The sequence below is a fragment of the Nonlabens ulvanivorans genome (genome assembly GCF_000732625.1).
GTDB lineage: Bacteria > Bacteroidota > Bacteroidia > Flavobacteriales > Flavobacteriaceae > Nonlabens > Nonlabens ulvanivorans.
The window spans coordinates 1,273,487-1,293,623 of the sequence record NZ_JPJI01000032.1 but is presented as its reverse complement, the minus strand read 5'-3'; the positions used below and the strand labels follow the sequence as shown (position 1 = coordinate 1,293,623).

At 35.5% G+C, this 20,137-nt stretch carries 19 protein-coding genes; 4 read left to right on the top strand and 15 right to left on the bottom strand.

The window, feature by feature from the left end; genetic code table 11:
• Positions 1-13 precede the first annotated feature (13 nt).
• A complete protein-coding gene (dnaJ, locus tag IL45_RS12915; protein ID WP_036584653.1) occupies positions 14-1,147 on the bottom strand; it encodes a molecular chaperone DnaJ in 1,134 nt (377 codons plus the stop codon).
• Position 1,148: 1 nt separating this feature from the next.
• Entirely contained in the window at positions 1,149-1,709 is a 561-nt protein-coding gene (locus IL45_RS12910) for a nucleotide exchange factor GrpE (protein WP_036584651.1), read from the bottom strand.
• 237 nt (positions 1,710-1,946) lie between these two features.
• Between IL45_RS12910 and IL45_RS12905 the strand changes: the two genes are divergently transcribed.
• A complete protein-coding gene (locus IL45_RS12905; protein WP_036584648.1) occupies positions 1,947-2,600 on the top strand; it encodes a YceI family protein in 654 nt (217 codons plus the stop codon).
• Positions 2,601-2,689: 89 nt separating this feature from the next.
• Here IL45_RS12905 and IL45_RS12900 read toward each other — a convergent pair whose 3' ends face one another.
• From IL45_RS12900 to IL45_RS12860, 9 genes are all read right to left on the bottom strand, one after another.
• Positions 2,690-3,601 carry a TIGR01777 family oxidoreductase gene (locus tag IL45_RS12900; protein WP_036584647.1) on the bottom strand — a complete coding sequence of 304 codons (912 nt, stop codon included), beginning with the start codon at positions 3,599-3,601 and terminating at the stop codon, positions 2,690-2,692.
• A gap of 166 nt (positions 3,602-3,767) precedes the next feature.
• Entirely contained in the window at positions 3,768-4,175 is a 408-nt protein-coding gene (locus IL45_RS12895) for a DUF2141 domain-containing protein (RefSeq protein WP_036584646.1), read from the bottom strand.
• 113 nt (positions 4,176-4,288) lie between these two features.
• Entirely contained in the window at positions 4,289-4,696 is a 408-nt protein-coding gene (locus tag IL45_RS12890) for a hypothetical protein (RefSeq protein WP_036584643.1), read from the bottom strand.
• A 14-nt stretch (positions 4,697-4,710) separates the two neighbouring features.
• The gene (locus IL45_RS12885; RefSeq protein ID WP_051788729.1) at positions 4,711-6,057 is read right to left on the bottom strand and encodes a DUF58 domain-containing protein; all 1,347 of its coding nucleotides are present in this window, start codon (positions 6,055-6,057) and stop codon (positions 4,711-4,713) included.
• Positions 6,057-7,211, bottom strand: coding sequence for an AAA family ATPase (locus IL45_RS12880; protein ID WP_036584639.1), 1,155 nt, complete (start codon positions 7,209-7,211; stop codon positions 6,057-6,059). The genes IL45_RS12885 and IL45_RS12880 overlap by 1 nt, the downstream gene beginning before the upstream one ends.
• 6 nt (positions 7,212-7,217) lie before the next feature.
• Positions 7,218-8,531, bottom strand: coding sequence for a DUF4350 domain-containing protein (locus IL45_RS12875; RefSeq protein ID WP_036584637.1), 1,314 nt, complete (start codon positions 8,529-8,531; stop codon positions 7,218-7,220).
• Entirely contained in the window at positions 8,528-9,286 is a 759-nt protein-coding gene (locus tag IL45_RS12870) for a DUF4129 domain-containing protein (RefSeq protein ID WP_036584635.1), read from the bottom strand. Before IL45_RS12870 ends, IL45_RS12875 begins: the two co-directional genes overlap by 4 nt.
• Positions 9,283-10,215 (bottom strand): hypothetical protein, encoded by a 933-nt coding sequence (locus tag IL45_RS12865; protein WP_146128689.1) that lies wholly within the window; start codon positions 10,213-10,215, stop codon positions 9,283-9,285. The genes IL45_RS12870 and IL45_RS12865 overlap by 4 nt, the downstream gene beginning before the upstream one ends.
• Positions 10,184-11,164, bottom strand: coding sequence for a stage II sporulation protein M (locus IL45_RS12860; protein ID WP_036585375.1), 981 nt, complete (start codon positions 11,162-11,164; stop codon positions 10,184-10,186). Before IL45_RS12860 ends, IL45_RS12865 begins: the two co-directional genes overlap by 32 nt.
• 37 nt (positions 11,165-11,201) lie before the next feature.
• Between IL45_RS12860 and IL45_RS12855 the strand changes: the two genes are divergently transcribed.
• Complete coding sequence (locus tag IL45_RS12855; protein ID WP_036585372.1) at positions 11,202-11,924, top strand: RDD family protein; 723 nt, start codon at positions 11,202-11,204, stop codon at positions 11,922-11,924.
• Positions 11,925-12,533 carry a trimeric intracellular cation channel family protein gene (locus tag IL45_RS12850; protein WP_036584631.1) on the top strand — a complete coding sequence of 203 codons (609 nt, stop codon included), beginning with the start codon at positions 11,925-11,927 and terminating at the stop codon, positions 12,531-12,533.
• A 62-nt stretch (positions 12,534-12,595) separates the two neighbouring features.
• Here the strand turns inward: IL45_RS12850 and IL45_RS12845 are convergent, their stop codons facing one another.
• Genes IL45_RS12845 through IL45_RS12830 form a run of 4 tightly spaced genes read right to left on the bottom strand, consistent with a single transcriptional unit; the run spans position 12,596 to position 16,285 of the window.
• A complete protein-coding gene (locus IL45_RS12845; RefSeq protein ID WP_036584628.1) occupies positions 12,596-13,459 on the bottom strand; it encodes a rhomboid family protein in 864 nt (287 codons plus the stop codon).
• Positions 13,459-14,160, bottom strand: coding sequence for a rhomboid family intramembrane serine protease (locus IL45_RS12840; RefSeq protein WP_036584625.1), 702 nt, complete (start codon positions 14,158-14,160; stop codon positions 13,459-13,461). The genes IL45_RS12845 and IL45_RS12840 overlap by 1 nt, the downstream gene beginning before the upstream one ends.
• A gap of 1 nt (position 14,161) precedes the next feature.
• Positions 14,162-15,994 carry a DNA mismatch repair endonuclease MutL gene (mutL, locus tag IL45_RS12835; RefSeq protein ID WP_036584623.1) on the bottom strand — a complete coding sequence of 611 codons (1,833 nt, stop codon included), beginning with the start codon at positions 15,992-15,994 and terminating at the stop codon, positions 14,162-14,164.
• Between the two features lie 9 nt (positions 15,995-16,003).
• Entirely contained in the window at positions 16,004-16,285 is a 282-nt protein-coding gene (locus IL45_RS12830) for a hypothetical protein (protein WP_036584620.1), read from the bottom strand.
• A gap of 236 nt (positions 16,286-16,521) precedes the next feature.
• On the opposite strand from IL45_RS12830, the gene IL45_RS12825 reads away from it, so the two are divergent.
• Positions 16,522-20,124: a S8 family serine peptidase gene (locus IL45_RS12825; RefSeq protein WP_051788728.1), complete on the top strand. Its 3,603-nt coding sequence runs from the start codon at positions 16,522-16,524 to the stop codon at positions 20,122-20,124.
• Positions 20,125-20,137 lie beyond the last annotated feature (13 nt).

Sequence of the window (20,137 nt, the reverse complement as noted above, 5' to 3'; positions counted from 1 at the left end):
ATTTAAGATTCTTTTAAGAAAACATATCCTTCACTTTCTCAAAGAAAGATTTGTCCCCTTTTTCAGGTGCTGGTTCAAAATGTGAGTCTGCCATCATAGATTCAAAAAATTCTTTTTGATCTCTTGATAGATTACGTGGCGTCCATACATTAACATGTACTAATAAGTCACCGGTTGCATAGCCATTAACATTAGGCATACCTTTACCGCGCAGTCGCAATATTTTACCACTTTGTATTCCTGCTTCAATAGGAATACGAACTTTACCTGTTACCGTCTGTATTTCTTTAGTCGTTCCTAGAACCGCTTCTGGCACACTTACATAAAGATCATAGTGTAGATTATTCCCTTCACGCTGCAGTTCTGCATGTTCCTTAACCTCAATATCAACTAATAAATCACCGGATATTCCATTACCTGGTGCTTCATTACCTTTCCCGCTTACTTTTAACCTCATATCGGTTTCTACACCAGCAGGTATTTTGATAGATACAGTTTCCTCATCTATTACCAGTCCTTGTGCATCTGCTCCAGCTGGTTTTTTATCCATGGTTTGTCCTGCTCCACCACACACATTACATGGTGCACTGGTTTGCATACGACCTAAAATGGTATTCTGTATACGTGTAACCTGACCAGATCCACCACATGTAGTACATGTTTTATAGGTAACACCTGGTGCTTGCTTTTTACGTTTTACCTTAACTTTTTTCTCAACTCCTACAGCTGCTTCTTCTAGCGTTAAAGAAACTCTTATACGCAAGTCTTTTCCTTTAACTCTACGACGTCCGCCGCCACCGAAGCCGCCGCCACCGCCGAAACCAGAGAATCCGCCGCCACCGAAAATATCTCCAAACTGGCTGAATATATCGTCCATATCCATGCCACCGAAACCGCCGCCGCCGCCGAAACCGCCTGCACCACCTGATGTGTATGCTTGATGACCTAACTGATCATAACGAGCTTTTTTCTGCTGATCGCTTAAGGTTTCATAAGCTTCTGCTGCTTTTTTGAAATTCTCTTCTGCGGTTTCATCACCAGGATTTTTATCTGGATGGAATTCAATTGCTTTCTTACGGTAAGCCTTTTTAATTTCTGCTGCCGTGGCACTTTTTGAAATGCCTAATATGTCATAAAAATCTGCCATGTTATTGTCCTATAACTACTTTAGGGTAACGTATTATCTTATCACCCAGTTTATAACCTTGCTCAATTACATCAATTATTTTTCCTTTCATCTCATCACTAGGTGCAGGAATCTGTGTAATCGCCTCATGATAGTCTGCATTAAAAGCGTCTCCAGCTCTAACTTCCATTTGCTCTAATCCTTTACCATTTAAGGTATTGCGCAGTTTGTTAGAAATAAGAGTAACACCTTCAATAAGGTTTTTATCTTCTGACTTATTGATCTCAATCATTGCTCTGTCAAAATCGTCTATAACTGGCAACATGTCTTTTAAAACACCTTCTCCAGCTGTTTTAAATAACTCGATACGCTCCTTTGCTGTGCGTCTTTTAAAATTTTCAAACTCTGCAAATAGTCTTAAGAACTTATCCTTTTCTTGTTGCAGTTGCTCTTCTAATTCTACTATAGGATCTTTTTGCTCTTGTTCTTCATCTGTAGTGTTATCATTTACACCATCCTGTTGATCAACAGTTTGCGATTCTAGATCGTTTAATTCTTGTTCTTCGTTTTTATTCTTTGCCATAACTGGTCTCCTAGTTTTGTTAGGAATTAATGGTTAACATATTGCCGTTGTTTGTTTAAATCATGCTTTCGCGAAAGCGTAATCACAACAGCCTTTTTGCTCATTCTACATCCTATAGTCAAAAGTACTGCCATACAAAAATCAATGTCAAAATGTCACTGAAATATTTAATATAGTTTTAACGGCTTTATTTGTAGGTACATTTAATTTTACAATTCAAATTAAAAAATATAAACAATGAACACAACATCAATAAAATTAATGGGAATGGCTGCCGTGGTAGCGTTCACAATGTCATGTAAAGATGCACAAAATGAAGTAGAAGCTACTGCTGCCGAGGCTGAAGCACAAGCTACAGTTGAATCCATAACTTATAAGGTGGACACAGCGGCATCTAATATCGCATGGGTAGGTTCTAAGCCTACTGCAGACCACACTGGGAATATTTCTTTAACTAGCGGTATGGTAACAGTTAATGGTGAGTCACTAGAAAGTGGTGAATTTACTATTGATATGAAAAGTATTGAAGTAACTGACATAGAAGGTGAAGGAGCTATGAAATTGAAAAATCACTTATCTGGTACTGTTGAAGGAACTGAGACTGATTTCTTTAACGTAAATAAATACCCTACTGCAAAATTTGTTGTAACTGGAATTGAAGGAAACATGTTATCTGGTAACCTCACACTTAAGGATGTTACTAAAAATGTAACATTTGCTGTAACTGTTGCTTATGACGGTGATAAGATGATGTTAGATAGTGAAGAGTTTACTATCAACCGTACAGACTGGGGAATTAAATATGGTTCACAGACTTTCAGTGATAAGGTTTTAGATAGCGCTATCTCAGACGATATTAAACTTACTGTAAATCTAGTTGCTACTAAGTAATTAAGATTTGAGTGTAGATTGAAAGGAAAATCCCTGAGCAGCAGCTCAGGGATTTTTTATATATGACAATTAAAAGTAAACTACTTCCCTTAATCTATATATTGCTCTAATGCTTGATCCAGTTGTGGATATTTAAATTGATATCCGGCTTCTTCTATTCTCTCGCTACTTACATGCTGGCTCGATAATACTACCGCAGCCATCTCACCGAGCATAAGTTTCATTACAAACTTAGGTACATTAGGTAAAAAAACAGGTTTACCCATTGCTTTACCTATAGCTTCCATCATAGGCCTATTGCGCACTGGATGTGGAGCTACTCCATTATAAACGCCTTCTAGTCTATTCTCTGACAGATAGTAAAAAATCCCTACTAGATCATCAATAGCAATCCAGCTTTGCCACATTTTACCATTTCCAAATCCAGCGCCAGCATAATATTTAACCGGTTGTGCCATTTGTTCTAATGCGCCACCTTGTGCCGCTAGCACTATACCTATTCTGACAATGGATAATTGTACGCCTGTTTCTCTAAATTGTTGTGCTATACTTTCCCATGCGATACAAACGTCTGCCAGATAATTATCTGCATATGGCGGAATGTCGTTTTCTTTAAAAGCCTCGGCATCTTGATCATCTGGATAAATACCTATCGCACTAGCTGTAATAACTTGCTGTACCGTGTGATCATTATCCTTCAATAAATCTACTAATAGTTGAGTACTATCAATACGGCTGGACATAATACTTTCTTTGGCCGCTGCTGTCCATCGTTGAAAAACAGATTCTCCTGCGAGATGAATTATCGTATCGACACCATCAATACAGCTAGAATCTATGGTCATGTTTTTAACATTCCACAAAAAGCCTTTATAATTAGGTTCTGTTCTAATCGCGCTGGAACGAGTGGTCAGATAATGAACTGTATGACCTTTTGAGATAAATAAATCTGCTATTTGCGAGCCTACTAGACCTGTCGCACCTGTTATTAATACATTCATATAGGTAAAGTTAGTCGCTATCGACTAGTATGTAAAATGCTTTTGTATAGAATTAACTTTTAAGATGTTAGAATCTAGATCAATGAAGCCTTCTTTTATGTACCTAATTGAACTAAAAAAACCCATTACTAAAGAAAGTAATGGGTTTTTAAAAAAGGTATTAAGTTTAAAGTCTGATAGTCATTTCTGTATCTTCTTTTAAGGTAAATTTTGAATCTCCAAAAACTGGTGGTCCAAAACTCATCTGTCCTCCACTTACGTTATAATTTTCGGCAGGCATACCGTCTTTAAAGTCCATTCTTTGATTACCATTTAAGTCATGTAATACTATAATAGCATATTCTCCTGGAGCAACATTTTCAAAAGTTACAGTCGCTACTCCATCTTCAATTTTTACCGCAGCGCTTTGCACAGGTGCTGCTACCATAAACGTTTCTTTAGTATTAAGTGCAAACACCATTTCACCTTTATCGCTAGTCGCGTTAGGAACGGTAACTTTTAAAGTGTGTGTTGTTTCTTGAGCAAAACTTAATAGAGAAATAAATAATGCGATTGTTGTGATGATAGTTTTCATAATTGTGTGGTTTTTGTTGTTTGATGAGACAAATATGCATCACGCTTTCGCGGAAGCGAACTTTAAAATACCCAACTGTCATAAATAACTACCGAGTTGTATTTTTAAGCAGGCTATGGCTCGTACTCTTTTAATAAAGCTACCAATTTATCTATATCTAAAGGTTTTAAATGAGAAGTCGAAAATGAATCTAAACGATTGATACGACGTATTAGTAAATGTTGATCTTCTACCCAAACCTGTGATATAAACTTCATGTCCAGCTCTAAAGTCTTACCATCTATCTTAAGTTTAACTTGATCATCTCTTTTCCAATGTAAAGCATTTTTGCGAGTTGCTAACCATATTAAATAGGCTAATCCTATTAAATATAGCACCACACCTGGAATACCAAACCAAAGATCAGGAACGATAAATTGTGGAAATACAATCAGTATCCCAATAGCAATAGAAAGACACCATTGAACCCATCTAGGATAGGCACGCCACCTGGTATTAAAAAAATAAAACTTTTTAGCCATCTTCATTTATAAGATTATAAAAGACCTCTTGCTTTAATCTCAAGATATTTATTAATGGTATTTACTGTAAGGTGTTGCGGTTCTGTAAGAATAGTTTGTATACCATATTTGTTCAACTCATTAACGATGAGTTTCTTTTCATAGATAAACTTTTCTGCGATGGTTTTATCAAATATCTCACGAGTTGTATCTACCTCTTCTATAAGCATCTCTTTAAGTTCAGTGTTCTCAAAGAATATGATCACTAGTAAATGACTTTTAGCAATCGCTTGTAAATATGGTAATTGTCTATGTAAAGCATCAAGTGTTTCAAAGTTTGTATATAATAGTAGTAAACTACGATTTGTAATCTTGCGTTTAACGTCTATATATAATCTAGAAAAATCACTTTCTTTAAAATCTGTATCAACATTATAAAGTGTCTCAAGAATAAGATTCATTTGCGAAGCTCTTTTTTGAGCTACCACCTGATTAGATATGCGGTCTGAAAAGCCAAACATACCAGCTTTGTCACCTTTCTTTAAGGCTATATTACTAATCACTAAAGTCGCATTAATCGCATAATCAATCAATTTCATACCTTCAAAAGGCATTTTCATGACACGTCCTTTATCAATAACAGAGTAAACTGGTTGCGACTTTTCATCTTGATACTGATTAAGCATTAATTGCCCACGTTTTGCACTGGCTTTCCAGTTGATATTGCGCACATCATCACCTGGCACATAGTCTTTAATTTGCTCAAATTCCATAGTGTGCCCTATCCTACGTATTTTTTTCATTCCGTAGTCTTTGAGTTTATTGGTAAAAGCCATCAACTCATACTTACGCATTTGTAAAAAAGATGGATATGTAGGCGCCATAGCATCTGCATCAAAAAGATAACGCCGTTCTATAAAACCTAAAAAACTGGATACATAGACATTTAAAGACCCAAAGTGATACTCACCGCGTTCTACAGGTCTCACCGTATAATTAAACTCTCTAGACTTACCTGACTCAATAGTTGCATCTATAACAAAGTCTCGTTTCTGGAACTGAATAGGTAACTCATCAATAATTTTAATTGCAATTTTATAAGGGTATTGATTTGCAATAGCAATATTTATAGGGTTATTGTCTCCATTAGATAATTTATCTGGAATATTACGTTTTGCTTTAATTCCTTTTTGAAGTCGATATACTAATATAACATCGAGAATTGTAAGTGCTATAAACAGATAAAATGCAAACTTTAAATAGCTAAAAATGGCTGGGAATAAGAAAGAGACTATCAATAATATCACAAGCCCAATAAGCACTTGAAAAAAGCGCTTTGAGAAGTAAATACTCTTATAGAATTTATGTAGTTTCTTTTTCACTATCTAGGAATCTCTATGGTTTCTAAGATTTGTGCTACAGCTCGATCTGCAGTAAAGCCTTCCATTTCTCTTTCTGGAGTTAAAATAATTCTGTGTCGCATAACAGATTTTGCAATGTATTTAATATCATCTGGTGTTACAAAATCACGTCCCATAAGAGCCGCATAAGCTTTAGACCCATTCATTATAGCAATTGATGCACGTGGTGATGCTCCTAGATAAAGATTTGCATTATTACGTGTATTAAGAACAATCTCTGCTATATATTTAATTAGATTATCTTCAATGATAATGTCTTTAATAATAGTTTGATATTTTTTAATTGCAGCTGCTGATAGTACTCCTTCAATCAGCGTTTCTGGATCTTCATTTTTTCTAGCGTGATTACCTTCTAGTATCTTAATTTCTTCGTCTAGATTAGGGTAATCGACGTTAATCTTAAATAAGAAACGGTCTAGTTGCGCTTCTGGCAATCTATAGGTTCCTTCTTGTTCTACTGGGTTTTGAGTTGCAAATACTAAGAATGGTGTATCTAAATTGTACTCATGCCCATCAATAGTTACCTGACGCTCTGCCATCGCTTCAAATAGTGCCGCCTGTGTTTTTGCTGGTGCTCGATTGATCTCGTCAATAAGAATAATGTTTGAAAATATAGGTCCTGCCTTAAATTCAAATTCATTATTCTTCATACTAAAAACGCTTGTACCTAATATATCACTAGGCATTAAGTCTGGTGTGAATTGAATACGTGAAAAACCAATTTGCATGGTTTTGGCAAGTAATTTTGCTGTTACCGTTTTTGCTACACCAGGAACTCCTTCTATTAAGGAATGTCCATTTGCTAGAATAGAAACTATCAATAGGTCAATCATCTCTTCTTGACCAACTATTACTTTACCTAATTGCTCTTTAATTTTAACAACTGCAGCAGACAATTCTGTTAGGTCAAGCCTATTTTTAAAAGCCAATCCATCTGACTGAGTAGCTTCTTCTACTTCAGGTTGATCTGGAACAAAAGCAGAAGATCCAGACTCTTGATCTGGTGTTTGAACAAACTGCTCTTGTGCGGCCTCGTGTACAGGTTGAGAATTAGTATCTTGATCTGATTGTGGCTGGTTATCTTGTGGCTGGAGTTGGTCTTTATTTTCTTCCATAGTTATTTATTCCTTTAAAAAGGCTTCAATCCTTTTATTAAGTTGTTTTAATTCATATTCATTGTGTACTGATTTAGCACGCAACTTATTAATGTATAAAATGACATCTTCTGTAAAGTTCTGTGATCTACCCGATTTAACCGCTAGTCTCTTTATGAAAGTAGTGTCTAATCTTTGAGTGTCTACAAAATATTTAGAACGCAATCGTTCTAAAAAGTAATTAATCTTTTTATCAATAATTCCGCTATAATCACCTGTTTGATAATACAAACTACCTATCGTCTTTGTAAATTCTACCGAACTATTTTTAAGTGGTTCTACAATAGGTATAATGCGCTGTCTACGTTTACTAGCAAAAATCATATAGATAATCACACCCAACAATGCTATATAATAAGCCCATTTTAAAGCAGGTTGAGATAGCACAAAACGCATGGGTGAGGTAATAACTTTACGACCAGACTTACCATAGTCATCAAAGAATACTGGACCATCGTTCATATAGCTTAAAGCCTCTACAGCATACTGGTGTTTACCATCTTTGAGCATGTAATAGTTAGTAAATGATATAGGGTTGAGATTATAATAAAAAGCACCATCTCCAACCTTTATCTCGACAAAATTAACTTGTGGAGTCTCTCTAGTTAATCTTTTCTCTTCTTTATCATCTACATTAATATCAAGTTTTTCTTCTTTTTCACCTTCATCATTATCAATAGTTTCTTCAAGATAATCTGCAATGTATCCTTTAGAAGGCTCAAAGGCTAGCACCTCACCTAACACTTTAGTGTTTAAGGTATCATAAACTTCAAAAAACTTATAATCTGCACCTTTATCATAGACATAACTTCTATCTTTTAAAGATTTATTAACCAGTCTAGTTCTTACTGTATCCCTTCTAGAATAAGAGTAAAATGAAGAAGAGTTGGTCTCCAATCCTAATGTGTCTGCCAGAGTGCCATAAGCGCCATTACTGGCAATAAACACTTTATTACCACGCGCAACAAAATCCATTAAATAGTCACTTTCTACACTATCAAAACTGAGATAATCATTTATGAAAATATAGTTGGCATTTGTTATAGAATCATTCTTTAGTAAAAAGTCGACAGGCACTTCATCAACAGATGTGATATCATCTCTATTAAAAATTTCATCTAACTGATCATATAATACAAACGCACCGAATGGTATTTTGTCACCACTAGTAAAACTCTTTTGCCAGTTTAATGGTCTAGGTCTACTGCTTTCAAAAAAGAAAAGCATAACCACCACACCTAGCAGTACATATAGTATCGTTTTTGCTCTCTTATCTATCATGATGTCTGATTTTTAAGAGATTCAAACTTTGTTCTAGCGTCGTTAAATGTATGTTCATTAAGTTCAAACTCTCCATACCAAACATAATCATAGAGGTAGGATATTTTCTTAAAATGCTCTTTGAGCGCAGGCTCGTTAAGTTCGCGATAATAGTCGGAATTTGTTTTTTGAAAATCCCATTCAATCTTCTTATTAGTACTCAACCACTTTAAGGCGTCTAGATATAAATAGCGGACCGCATTTCTATAATTACCAGTAGCAACACTGTCTTTAATTAATTGACTCAAGTCGATTTGCTCGATATGAGTTTCTTCCATATTTACGGTTGCTGCAACTCTAGCATTGCGAGTTAATAACGATTGGGCGCTTTCTTTAGAGAGCAATCTTACTAGAAAGTAGATCCCTACAGCGGCCATTATTATAAATATTAAAATCTTTAAAACGTCTGCCCAAAAAGGATTAATATCGATTCCAAATACATCACCTATCCAATTGAAAACACCGTTAAGAAATCTAGTAAAAAAGTTATCACCTTCATCAGACACTTCATAGTAGAAAAAATCATTACCGGTGTACTGTTCTCTCAGGTCATCACCTATATCCGGTATGTCCAGACTACGATTATCATAATCTCGGTTTAACGTGTCGGTAATTTCTCGAGGTCGTTCCTCTATTTTAGGAATGAGATCTTGTAGTGATTGCGCTTTCGCAAAAGCGGATATCAAAACAATACCTATAAGCACTAATTTTCTCATATGTTCTCACCTATTTTTTCAATACGAGAACGCAAAAAAGTATTGTGCTTAAATTCATGCAAATTGAAATATACAAAAGCGTTAATGGTTTGCGATAACAATTGTATAAACATCAACATTAAACAGAATAAACTTATGACTACCACCAATAATATTTGACCAAAGACGCTTTCATCAAGACTAGTTCCTGACTCCACCGTATGGAAAATATACACACCTACAAGTATCGCTGGTAGTAGGTTTAGAGCCATTAAGGCTATTTGGATAATTAATCCTAACACAAAGTTTACTCCTATCGCTTTCCAAAAATTACTAAAAAGTAAATCCCAGGCTTCACCAAATGCTCCAAAAACGGTAGAATCTTCATTGTGAACATAACTGAATATAGTGAGACTGATCCACGCATTAAACCCTAAACCTATGAAGATGCTAAGTATAGAGCCTAAGAATGGTATAAATGCTAGTATAACTTGAACGATTATATAAACAATATAAAGTCCAACAGCTACTAGAGCAACTAGAAAAATCCCTCCAAGATGACGTTTAGCCTTTTCCCAAGCATCTTTACGTGGTATATTATTAACCTTGCGCTCCTCGTATAAACTGACGTAAGCACTAGATAAAGTATAATTTAACAATGTGGCAATTAATAACACCAGTATTAATAATATCACACCTATTCCCGTAATCATCGCTGCAGACTCTTCTGCATTTGATCCACCTATAGAATAGCTATTTTGTGCGATTGCAATAGCCACGATACCAGTGATCATTAGATAGACACTGATTAATATAAAAATGACAAAGATGCCATTATATCCTACAAACATATTGATGATTTCTTTAAAGTTTCCTTTCAAAAAATCAAAATATGCAGATATTATTCCTCCAAAGTCCCTACGTAATCTGGGCTCTATATACTTCCTCATTTTTTCTTTTTAGGTAATTAGGATAAATAATGTAATATCCTACAATAATAACAGAACTCAATAACAAAATTGCATATTTAAGGATAGAAGGCATAAAAGCATATCTGGTGACAAACCCTTCAATAAATCCAGCAACTATAAAAAGCGGTATAGTACTAATTAGTACTTTAAGTCCCTTTTTAGCACCTTTTACAAAAGATACCCGTCTAGAATAAGTGCCAGGAAACAATATAGAATTACCCATGATCATTCCGGCAGCACCACAAATAACGATTACAGACAGTTCGATAGTACCGTGCAACATAATTACACTCCACGCCTCTACAGCTACGTCTTCATTTGAGAACATAGCAAAAAAGGTCCCTACCATTATACCATTATTAAATAAAATATAACCCGAACCTATAGATGTCAACAGTCCAGCGGCAAAACACAACATTCCTACCTGAATATTATTTTTAGTAATCCATAAAAACATGCCCAACGCACCATCATCTTGATATATACCTGTAGGATTGCCATTTCTTATGTTTTCTAAAGTTTCATTAACATAACGATCACCTAATATTAGTCTAGTAAAAGAATCGTCATATATAGTACTTATGGCACCTATAGCTACTGCTATCATAAAAATAGCAAAGGCATAAAAAAGCGTACGTTGATGATCTGCAAAAAATAAAGGGAACTCTGTCTTCCAGAAATCTACAATACGATTACCACTTTCTTTTTTATTTACATATATTTTTTGATGCGCTTGACTTGCTAAAGAATTTAAATACAGTAAAGTTTTACTTTTTTTGTAATAAGTTTGGGCAAATGATAAATCGTTAGTCAATTGTATATAGAGCTCTGCAAGGTAATCTGGATCAATTTTAGAATTTGAGTCTAGAGCCTTTTCAAAAGCCACCCATTTTTCCTTATTTTGCTTCACAAAAGCTGCTTCACGCATAGCACGTTTTTTGGCTAAGATAAAAACTAATTTCAGCATGTCCAACACAAATGTAAATACAGCTCAAAATGTTAATATTAACTATCAGGTTTCTAGTCTAGGATATCGTATCGTCGCATTTATTATTGACCTGCTAGTCATGGCTGTGTATTTAATTGTAATTGATTACATCGGTTTAGGTTTTAGGGATATAGTAGATAACAACACTTATTTTGGTATTTCAGAATTACTTTTCCTTCCAGTAGCTTTTTATAGTCTATTCTTTAATATCGCATTTGGTGGTCGTACTCCTGGTAAATTTATTATGAAAATGAGAGTCGTTAAAATAGACGGATCACCAGCTAGATGGTCTGACTATTTAACCACATGGATTATAAGATTAATAGATATCTGGTCTACTAACGGCGGCGTGGGAATTATTGCTATCATTTTTACAGAAAAAAATCAGCGATTAGGAGACTCTGCTTCAGATACTATTGTTATAGACGCTCGCAAAACAACTAAAATTAGTCATACCATCTTAGAAGAAGTAGATCAGAGTTATGAACCTACCTTTATGATGGTTAATAATCTAAGTGACAATGATGTTAACGAGATTAAAGAAATTTATAGACTCGCTGCAGAGAGTCGTGACTTTAAGGCTCTACACCAATTACGTCATAAAGTAGAAGAGCTGTTGCAGACTAATTCAGAATTGAGAGATGGTATTTTTATACGTACGATCCTTAAAGACTATACATACCTCACACAAGGACGCTAGATGGATTTTATACAAGTAATTGATTTATTGGGAACGGTAGCGTTTGCCATATCTGGTGCTCTTGCCGCATACAATAAAAAACTAGACGCCTTTGGTATTATTATCATTGCATTTGTTACCGCTGCTGGTGGTGGCACATTGAGAGATATCTTACTAGGTGTGAGTCCCGTATCCTGGATGACTAATATGAATCTAGTCTATACTATATTAATATGTGTACTGGTAACTTTCATATTTAGTCAGAAGTTGTTAAAACTGCGCAAAACACTTTTCTTTTTTGACACGATAGGTATCGGTTTATATACCGTTGTAGGTCTAGAAATGGGAATCACTGCAGGACTACATCCGTTTATTTGTGTCACACTAGGTTGTATTACGGCCTGTTTTGGTGGTGTGATTAGGGATATACTAGTAAATGAGATTCCCGTGATTTTTCGTAAAAACATTTATGCTACCGCATGTATCGCTGGTGGCGGTATTTACTTTATTCTTAGAAAATTTGAGGCTCCAGAAAACATCACATTTATCGTGTCAGGTATTTCGGTTATTGTGATTCGTATGCTGGCCGTTAAATTTAAATGGCAATTACCACGTCCTTACCTTGATTAATTTTAAAAGTAGTGGTAGAATTATTACGCTTTCGCGAAAGCGTCATTTAAAGACATCGCTGCTTAATCCTTACCTGCTTTAAATAAAAAATCTTTCTCTGCTTTACTAAGGCTTTCATAACCGCTTGCAGATATTTTATCTAGAATAGCATCAATTTTCTTTTGCTGTGTAGACTTCTCTTTAGCAGTACTATTAGTAGATTTCTTATTGCGGTAAACCGTTTTCATAGGCGCCTTCTTTTCCTTTTTAGGAGTCGATTTAAACATTGATTGAAACCAATCACCAACTGATGAGAGTCCTTTCAAAATATCTATACCATCACGCATTTTATGTGCGGTATAAAATCCAATAGCGATACCGCCTAGGTGAGCTAAATTTCCACCGACATTATCACGAGCAAAAATTCCAGCAATCGTCATGACTAATAAAAAGTATCCTATATACTTGAGTTTTAAATTAAAGAAAACCAATCGCACCTCTGTATCTGGCTGATATGAGCATACAAATAAGGCTACTGCATAAACACCAGCACTTGCTCCTACTAATCCAGCTGAATTTACATAGGTAGAAAACAAGCTTTCGCCTAATAAATAAAAAGCAGCTCCACTTAAAACACCTGCAAAGAATAAAGTGATTAGTTGACGACTATTAAAAAAATTAAGCATCATCTGTCCAAAACTGAACAGTATCAACATATTCCAAAATAAATGAAAAATACCGGAATGTAAAAAGGCATAGGTTATTATGGACCACGGTTGTAATAAAGTCTCCCATAAACCTGGTGGTAACCTGAACCAGTAGTATGATGGCGCATATACATATTGTAATAACCACGACACTAAAGTTAACGCCACAATGACAACAATTAATTGACCTAATGCTGTTTGCTGTGCATACTTACTTTTTAAATCATCTATGAAAGTCATTAATCCCAACGGTATTTGTCCATGCTATTTCTTTTCCAGTACCAGGTAATTATAAAGCCTACTATAGCACCACCGACGTGTGCTGCATGCCCGATATTATCTTGTACACCTGTAATACCTAATGTCGCTATGGTCTCGTATGCAAAGTAGGCACCTATCAACCATTTTGCCGCAATAGGAAAAGGAATAAATAGAATTTGTAATTTCACATTAGGATATAAAAAAGCAAATCCTGCCAGTACACCAAAGGTGCATCCACTTGCTCCTACCATTACACCCCAAAAATTAGGATTACTAGCGGTACCAAAAAGCTGTTGATCTACAATAGCTTGAGTAGCGCCTGCTTCTATCGCCTCACTAGTCCATGTTATATACTCGTAGTAGTCTATTCCTGTAGTTAATAAATAAGCTCCTATTCCAGAACTTAAGTAAAAGAAAATAAACTTATTGTTTCCCATCCAGCGTTCCAGTGGCGGACCAAAAATAGCTAACACATACATATTCATTAAAATATGTAGAAAATTTGCAGAATCATGCATGAACATGTGCGATATCGGTTGCCATATTTGAAACCTTGGATCTTCAAAGAAATGAAGGGCAAATGTGTCATATAATCCTGGAGCAATAAAAACAGTCCCTACATAAAAAACGACATTAAGAATAATAATGCCTTTTACTACAGGCGTCATGTTACTAAACATACTAGTTGAACTTTAAATTTAGGCTTTCGCCCGTGATATTTATGAACACCTTTTTTCCTTGAGCGGTAAGTTCTGACTCTTTACAAGCAAATAATTCATCGACAAGATTCTCCATAGCCTCTTGACTCATAGATTCTCCACTTCTGATGGCCATTCCTCTAGCCATGGTAGCTGCTAGCCGATCTGATTGAGAAAAACTTTCTTTAGGTAAATCTAATTCGCTATCCCTGATGATAGTTTCCAGAACTTCCGGCACGTGTTTTTCTTTCAACTGGATAGGTAAGCCTACAATTTCAACAACATTATTTGCTAATGTTTTAAAGATAAAACCTGTCTGCTCTAGCTGTTCTTGTAATTGTGTTAAAATAGACACTTCATCAACAGGTAAATTAAGTCTCAACGGAAATAATAATTGTTGACTTGTACCTCTCTGTACAGTGATATGCTTTAATAATTGCTCATACAAAACACGTTCGTGAGCACGATTTTGATGAATGACCAGCATACCACTCTTTAATGTGCTGATGATAAATTTGCGCTGTAATTGAAAAATATTGCGCGTTACTTTCTCATCCTCAAACATCGATGTAGTCATCGACACCTCTTCTGTCTCATCTAGTAAGGTTGAAGAATCATCTAATCCAGCATATAGCGATTCCCATGCTTGCGGCGCAGGTTTACTATAAGATGGAGTTGATTTACTGGTGCTAGAACTAGAACTGCCAGTATTTGAAAATGGATTAAAATCTGGATTAACTTCTATTTTAGGAGAACTGGTATTTTTCTTAGTATACTCATAAGGAACCTCGTATTGAGGTTCTTTGTCAAAATCAATCGCATTAATACTGAACTGTCCTAGCGCATGTTTTACACTTGCTCTAACAATGGCATATAAACTATGCTCATCGTCAAATTTTACCTCAGTTTTTGTAGGATGAATATTGATATCCACACTATCCTTAGGCACATCTAAAAATAAAAAATATGTTGGATTATTTTTCTCTTTAAGCAAGCCTTCAAAAGCACTAGTCACGGCGTGATGTAGATAATTATGCTTAATAAATCGGTCATTAACAAAGAAATACTGTAAACCTTTAGTTTTACGAGCAAACTCTGGTTTACCTACAAAACCAGATATTTTAACTAGTTCTGTTTCTTCTTCTACAGGAACTAACTTTTCATTAGTCTTTGCTCCCATAATATTTACAATACGCTGTCTGTAATTACTAATTGGTAAATTAAATAGCTCTGTATCGTTACTAGAGAATTTAAGTCCTACTTGAGGATGCGCCATAGCAACACGATGAAACTCATCAGTAATGTTGCGTAATTCTACATTATCAGATTTTAAAAATTTACGACGTGCTGGTACATTGTAAAACAAATTGCGAACGCTAATCATAGTTCCCTTTGTGGTTACGACAGGTTCTTGATTGACAACCTTACTACCTTCTATTTCAAGAATAGTACCTAGATCATCATCTTCTCTCTTGGTTTTTAACGACACATGTGCAATAGCCGCTACAGAAGCAAGCGCTTCACCACGAAACCCTTTTGTGTGCAAATCAAAAAGATCATTTGCATTAGTGATTTTTGAAGTAGCATGTCTTTCAAACGCCATACGAGCATCAGTCATGCTCATCCCTTTTCCATCATCAATGACCTGCACAAGTGTTTTACCAGCATCTTTAATAATTAAAGAAATTTGTGTGGCTCCAGCATCGATGGCGTTTTCTAACAACTCCTTTACAACACTGGCAGGTCGTTGCACAACTTCTCCAGCCGCGATCTGGTTGGCCACGTGATCGGGCAATAATCTTATAATGTCTGACATGAAGTCAATCTAAAATTTAAATATGGATAAATCAAAATCAATTAACCATAAAAAGACTAATACAAGCACAGCTACAATGATATATAAGCGTTTTTTAACACCTGCATCTACACCTTGCTTATAATCACTCATCGCTGTATTAAACCTATTTTTTAAACCACCAGCATCAATAGTTGATCGGTGTTCATCAAATTTATGTTTAATTTCAAACGGTCGTGTTCCTTCCTCTTGCTTATAAAAGCGAGGCTCGTAACTATACTTTTTATTTTTGCGACGTGTTAGAATTCCCATGATTATGGTTTATTACAAAGTTAATAAATATGCTATTGTAGATACGTCAAACACCATACCGACTATCAACAATATGACTAATAATTAAAAAATAGCCGTTTAAAGACGTGTTATGTTGAATAATTACGCTTTCGCGAAAGCGTAATCATCAACAAGTCAACCCATTCTATAATAGTGTAATCTTTTTGTGATGTTTAGGCATTATATTTAAGGCTTCCAAAAAAGACTTTTATAACATGAATCTAACCAATCCAGTAAACAGCATCCTTAAAGGGACTATCTCTTTTCTAATCATTTGTTTTAGTACGTTATCTTTTTCTCAAGACTCATATCCGATAGATTTTCAAGGAGATATCATTACCATGGAAACTAATATCGATAACTTTCAATGGTCACAATTTCCATCAAATAGTGTATTAAAAAACAGCTATACTGGATGGATACAATTTGCACAAACTCCTACTTACATAGTTCAACAAGAATTAAAAGCTGCAGGAATTACACTTGAAGCCTATTTACCTCATAGAACTTATGCTTTTACAGCATCACAAGAAGTAAGTCCTATATTTTTAAAACAAAAAGGAGTCATTACAATTAGACCTTATGATAATCGCATGAAATTATCACATGATCTTAAAAATGAGACTATCGGTAATTGGGCTATTCGAGGAGATAAAATCCTTATCCAGATTCAATATTTCAAATCAATTACTCCAGAGGAAATTAGTATAGACTTAAAAAACGATGGTATTGATATTATAGAAGTTTTTACAAGTGGTCACAACGTCATGGTCGCCATTGACAATGATCGTATTAATGAGATTGCCTCTCGTAACTATGTTCAATATATGGACATCATCGCGCCTCCATCCATAAAAGAAGATACTGATGGAAGAGGTTTACACAGGTCTAATAATCTAGACACGCAACAGGTAGGTGGAAGAAACTACACTGGTGCTGGCATTGGTGTTCTAGTAAGAGATGATGGAATTGTTGGACCGCATATCGATTTTGAAGGCCGCATAGACAACTCACAGGCTAGTGGTTCAGGACAAACGCACGGCGATGGTGTTGCTGGTATTTTAGCTGGTGCTGGAAACCTCAATCCAGAAAATCGCGGTATGGCAGCTGGATCTAATGTTTATATCTCAAATTATGCTTCTTCTTTTCTAGATAGCGCGACGACATCACTTATCGCAAATGGAGATGTTCAAATCACCAACTCTTCTTATGGAAATGGATGTAATGCAGGCTATACCATAACTGCAAATACTGTCGATACTCAAATTAATAATACACCTTCATTATTACATGTATTTTCTGCAGGAAATTCTAATGGGGCTGATTGCGGATATGGTGCTGGTGGCCAATGGGGAAATATAACGGGTGGACACAAACAAGGTAAAAATGTAATTGCAACCGCAAATGTAAATGATGACGGTACTCTTGCGGGAAGCAGTAGTAATGGACCTGCTACCGATGGACGTATCAAGCCAGATATTACAGCTCATGGGCAAGGTCATATATCAACTAATGAAAACAACGGTTATTTATCTTTTGGAGGAACCTCAGGTGCGGCACCTGGAATTGCAGGTGTAGCGGCTCAATTATATGATGCTTATCAAACCATAGCAAATGGTGTTTTACCAGAGTCAGCTTTAATAAAGGCTATCATGCTTAATACCGCAAATGACGTAGGTAATACTGGTCCTGATTTTCAATACGGCTGGGGAATTGTAAATGGGTTAAGAGCTGTTAAAACAATTGAAGGACGTAATTTTTTTAGCAGAACGGTTTCACAAGGCACATCACAAAGTCGTGTTGTTCCTGTACCACAAAATGCTTCACAAGTTAGAATAATGCTATACTGGAATGATCCGGCAGCTGCTACTGGTGTTTCCACTGCTCTAGTTAACGACTTAGATCTAGTGGTGAGTGATCCAGCTGGTTCTATTTACAATCCATGGGTTCTCAATAGCAGCCCAAATGCTGTGACTCTTAATGCTCCAGCTACTACTGGAATAGATCGACTGAATAACATGGAACAAGTCGTAATTGATAATCCTATCGCTGGTGATTATACTGTAGATATTACAGGATTTAATATACCCATGGGAATCCAAAAATTCTATGTCGTTTATGAAATAATAGAAGACCAACTAAACATCACATATCCTAATGGTGGTGAATCTTTAACACCAGGTAGTACAGAGTTTATTCAATGGGATGCTACTAATACTAGCGGTAATCTCTCATTAGAATATAGCTCTGATAACGGTACGAGTTGGAATGCAATCGCAACTGTAAGTAATACAAGTTTATTATATGAATGGACCGTACCTAATGATGTCTCTGGTCAATGTCTCGTAAGAATAACTGATAGTAATGGTAATACAGACACTAGTGACGCTGCATTTTCTATTGCTCAACGAGTGACAGGTTTAAGCATTACACAAGTATGCCCGACATATATTAATGTATCATGGAACGCGATGCCAGGTGCCACTTCATATGATATTTATACTTTAGGACAACAATTTATGGAAGTAAATGGTAGCAGTACAACTTTAAGCTACAGTATACCTATTACAAACATTAACGATGTACAATGGATAGCCATCAGCGCTTCTGGCGGCAATGGATGGACTAGTCTGCGTAACAATGCTATAGAATATGACGGCAGTGGATTATTAAATTGCTCACTAAGCAACGATTTAACGGTTGTAAGTATTTTGAATACCACAGCAGATTTTCAATTCATTTGTAATCCTGGACCTATCATTGTATCGGCCAGTATAGAGAACCTAGGATCACAAGACCAGTCTAACTTTACAGTATCATATCAAATCGATAATAATGCTATGATACAAGAGACTTATAATGGAACTCTTAATGCAGGTTCTTCCATTTTATATAACTTCAACACACCAGCAACTGTGAACGCAAATGGTGCAGGCACATTACGTGTTTGGGTAAGCACAACTAATGATGAACAATTAGTAAACGATGAAAAAACACTTGATTATTTTGCTACAGCAACAAGTGAATCATTAGACATTGTAGAACCTTTTGATGTAAATGGTGTACTACCTACAGGATGGATACTTGATAATCCAGATGGAAATACGACATGGACTGAAGAGATGAATGTTATAGGAGTTAATGGAAATCCGACAACAGCTGCATTCATTGACGGTGCAAACTATACCTCACGTGGACAAACAGATTCTTTTACTACAAATTATTATGATTTAAATTTTAATGGTACCGCTACACTTACTTTTGATTTAGCAAAAGCACAATGGTCTGCAACCTACAATGATGGACTAAGAGTAGAATTATCTACAGATTGCGGTAGTACATACAATCAAATTTATTTTAAAGATGGCTTAACACTTGCCACGGTACCCTATACTAATAGTACTTGGACACCTAGCAGTGCTTCAGACTGGCGACAAGAAAGTATAGACTTAAGCTCGTTTGTAGGTAATGATATAGTATTAAGGTTTGTTAACCTTAATGATTACAGTAACAGTACATATATTGATAACATATCTCTAAATAGCACATTATCAAATAAAGAAAACAAATTAGCAAGTGCTGTAAATTTATATCCTAACCCAGCAAATACAATAGCATTTATAGAAATAGATAAACTTACCGCAGAAACTGTAGAAATTCAAATTATGAATAGTTTAGGTCAGGTGATTCTACAAGCTGATAAAGTCAAAAGTTCAATGACTACAAAGCTAGATGTGAGTAATTATAAATCAGGATTATATTTTGTTAGAGTTAGCACTGGAGAATTACAAACAACAAAAAAGCTGATTATAAAATAATCAGCTTTCAAAT

What these genes read in the sequence shown, in the direction of transcription:
- dnaJ (WP_036584653.1), bottom strand. Translation starts at nt 1,147, where the DNA reads ATGGCAGATTTTTATGACATATTAGGCATTTCAAAAAGTGCCACGGCA.
- IL45_RS12910 (WP_036584651.1), bottom strand. Translation starts at nt 1,709, where the DNA reads ATGGCAAAGAATAAAAACGAAGAACAAGAATTAAACGATCTAGAATCG.
- IL45_RS12905 (WP_036584648.1), top strand. Translation starts at nt 1,947, where the DNA reads ATGAACACAACATCAATAAAATTAATGGGAATGGCTGCCGTGGTAGCG.
- IL45_RS12900 (WP_036584647.1), bottom strand. Translation starts at nt 3,601, where the DNA reads ATGAATGTATTAATAACAGGTGCGACAGGTCTAGTAGGCTCGCAAATA.
- IL45_RS12895 (WP_036584646.1), bottom strand. Translation starts at nt 4,175, where the DNA reads ATGAAAACTATCATCACAACAATCGCATTATTTATTTCTCTATTAAGT.
- IL45_RS12890 (WP_036584643.1), bottom strand. Translation starts at nt 4,696, where the DNA reads ATGGCTAAAAAGTTTTATTTTTTTAATACCAGGTGGCGTGCCTATCCT.
- IL45_RS12880 (WP_036584639.1), bottom strand. Translation starts at nt 7,211, where the DNA reads ATGGAAGAAAATAAAGACCAACTCCAGCCACAAGATAACCAGCCACAA.
- IL45_RS12875 (WP_036584637.1), bottom strand. Translation starts at nt 8,531, where the DNA reads ATGATAGATAAGAGAGCAAAAACGATACTATATGTACTGCTAGGTGTG.
- IL45_RS12870 (WP_036584635.1), bottom strand. Translation starts at nt 9,286, where the DNA reads ATGAGAAAATTAGTGCTTATAGGTATTGTTTTGATATCCGCTTTTGCG.
- IL45_RS12865 (WP_146128689.1), bottom strand. Translation starts at nt 10,215, where the DNA reads ATGAGGAAGTATATAGAGCCCAGATTACGTAGGGACTTTGGAGGAATA.
- IL45_RS12860 (WP_036585375.1), bottom strand. Translation starts at nt 11,164, where the DNA reads ATGCGTGAAGCAGCTTTTGTGAAGCAAAATAAGGAAAAATGGGTGGCT.
- IL45_RS12855 (WP_036585372.1), top strand. Translation starts at nt 11,202, where the DNA reads ATGTCCAACACAAATGTAAATACAGCTCAAAATGTTAATATTAACTAT.
- IL45_RS12850 (WP_036584631.1), top strand. Translation starts at nt 11,925, where the DNA reads ATGGATTTTATACAAGTAATTGATTTATTGGGAACGGTAGCGTTTGCC.
- IL45_RS12845 (WP_036584628.1), bottom strand. Translation starts at nt 13,459, where the DNA reads ATGACTTTCATAGATGATTTAAAAAGTAAGTATGCACAGCAAACAGCA.
- IL45_RS12840 (WP_036584625.1), bottom strand. Translation starts at nt 14,160, where the DNA reads ATGTTTAGTAACATGACGCCTGTAGTAAAAGGCATTATTATTCTTAAT.
- mutL (WP_036584623.1), bottom strand. Translation starts at nt 15,994, where the DNA reads ATGTCAGACATTATAAGATTATTGCCCGATCACGTGGCCAACCAGATC.
- IL45_RS12830 (WP_036584620.1), bottom strand. Translation starts at nt 16,285, where the DNA reads ATGGGAATTCTAACACGTCGCAAAAATAAAAAGTATAGTTACGAGCCT.
- IL45_RS12825 (WP_051788728.1), top strand. Translation starts at nt 16,522, where the DNA reads ATGAATCTAACCAATCCAGTAAACAGCATCCTTAAAGGGACTATCTCT.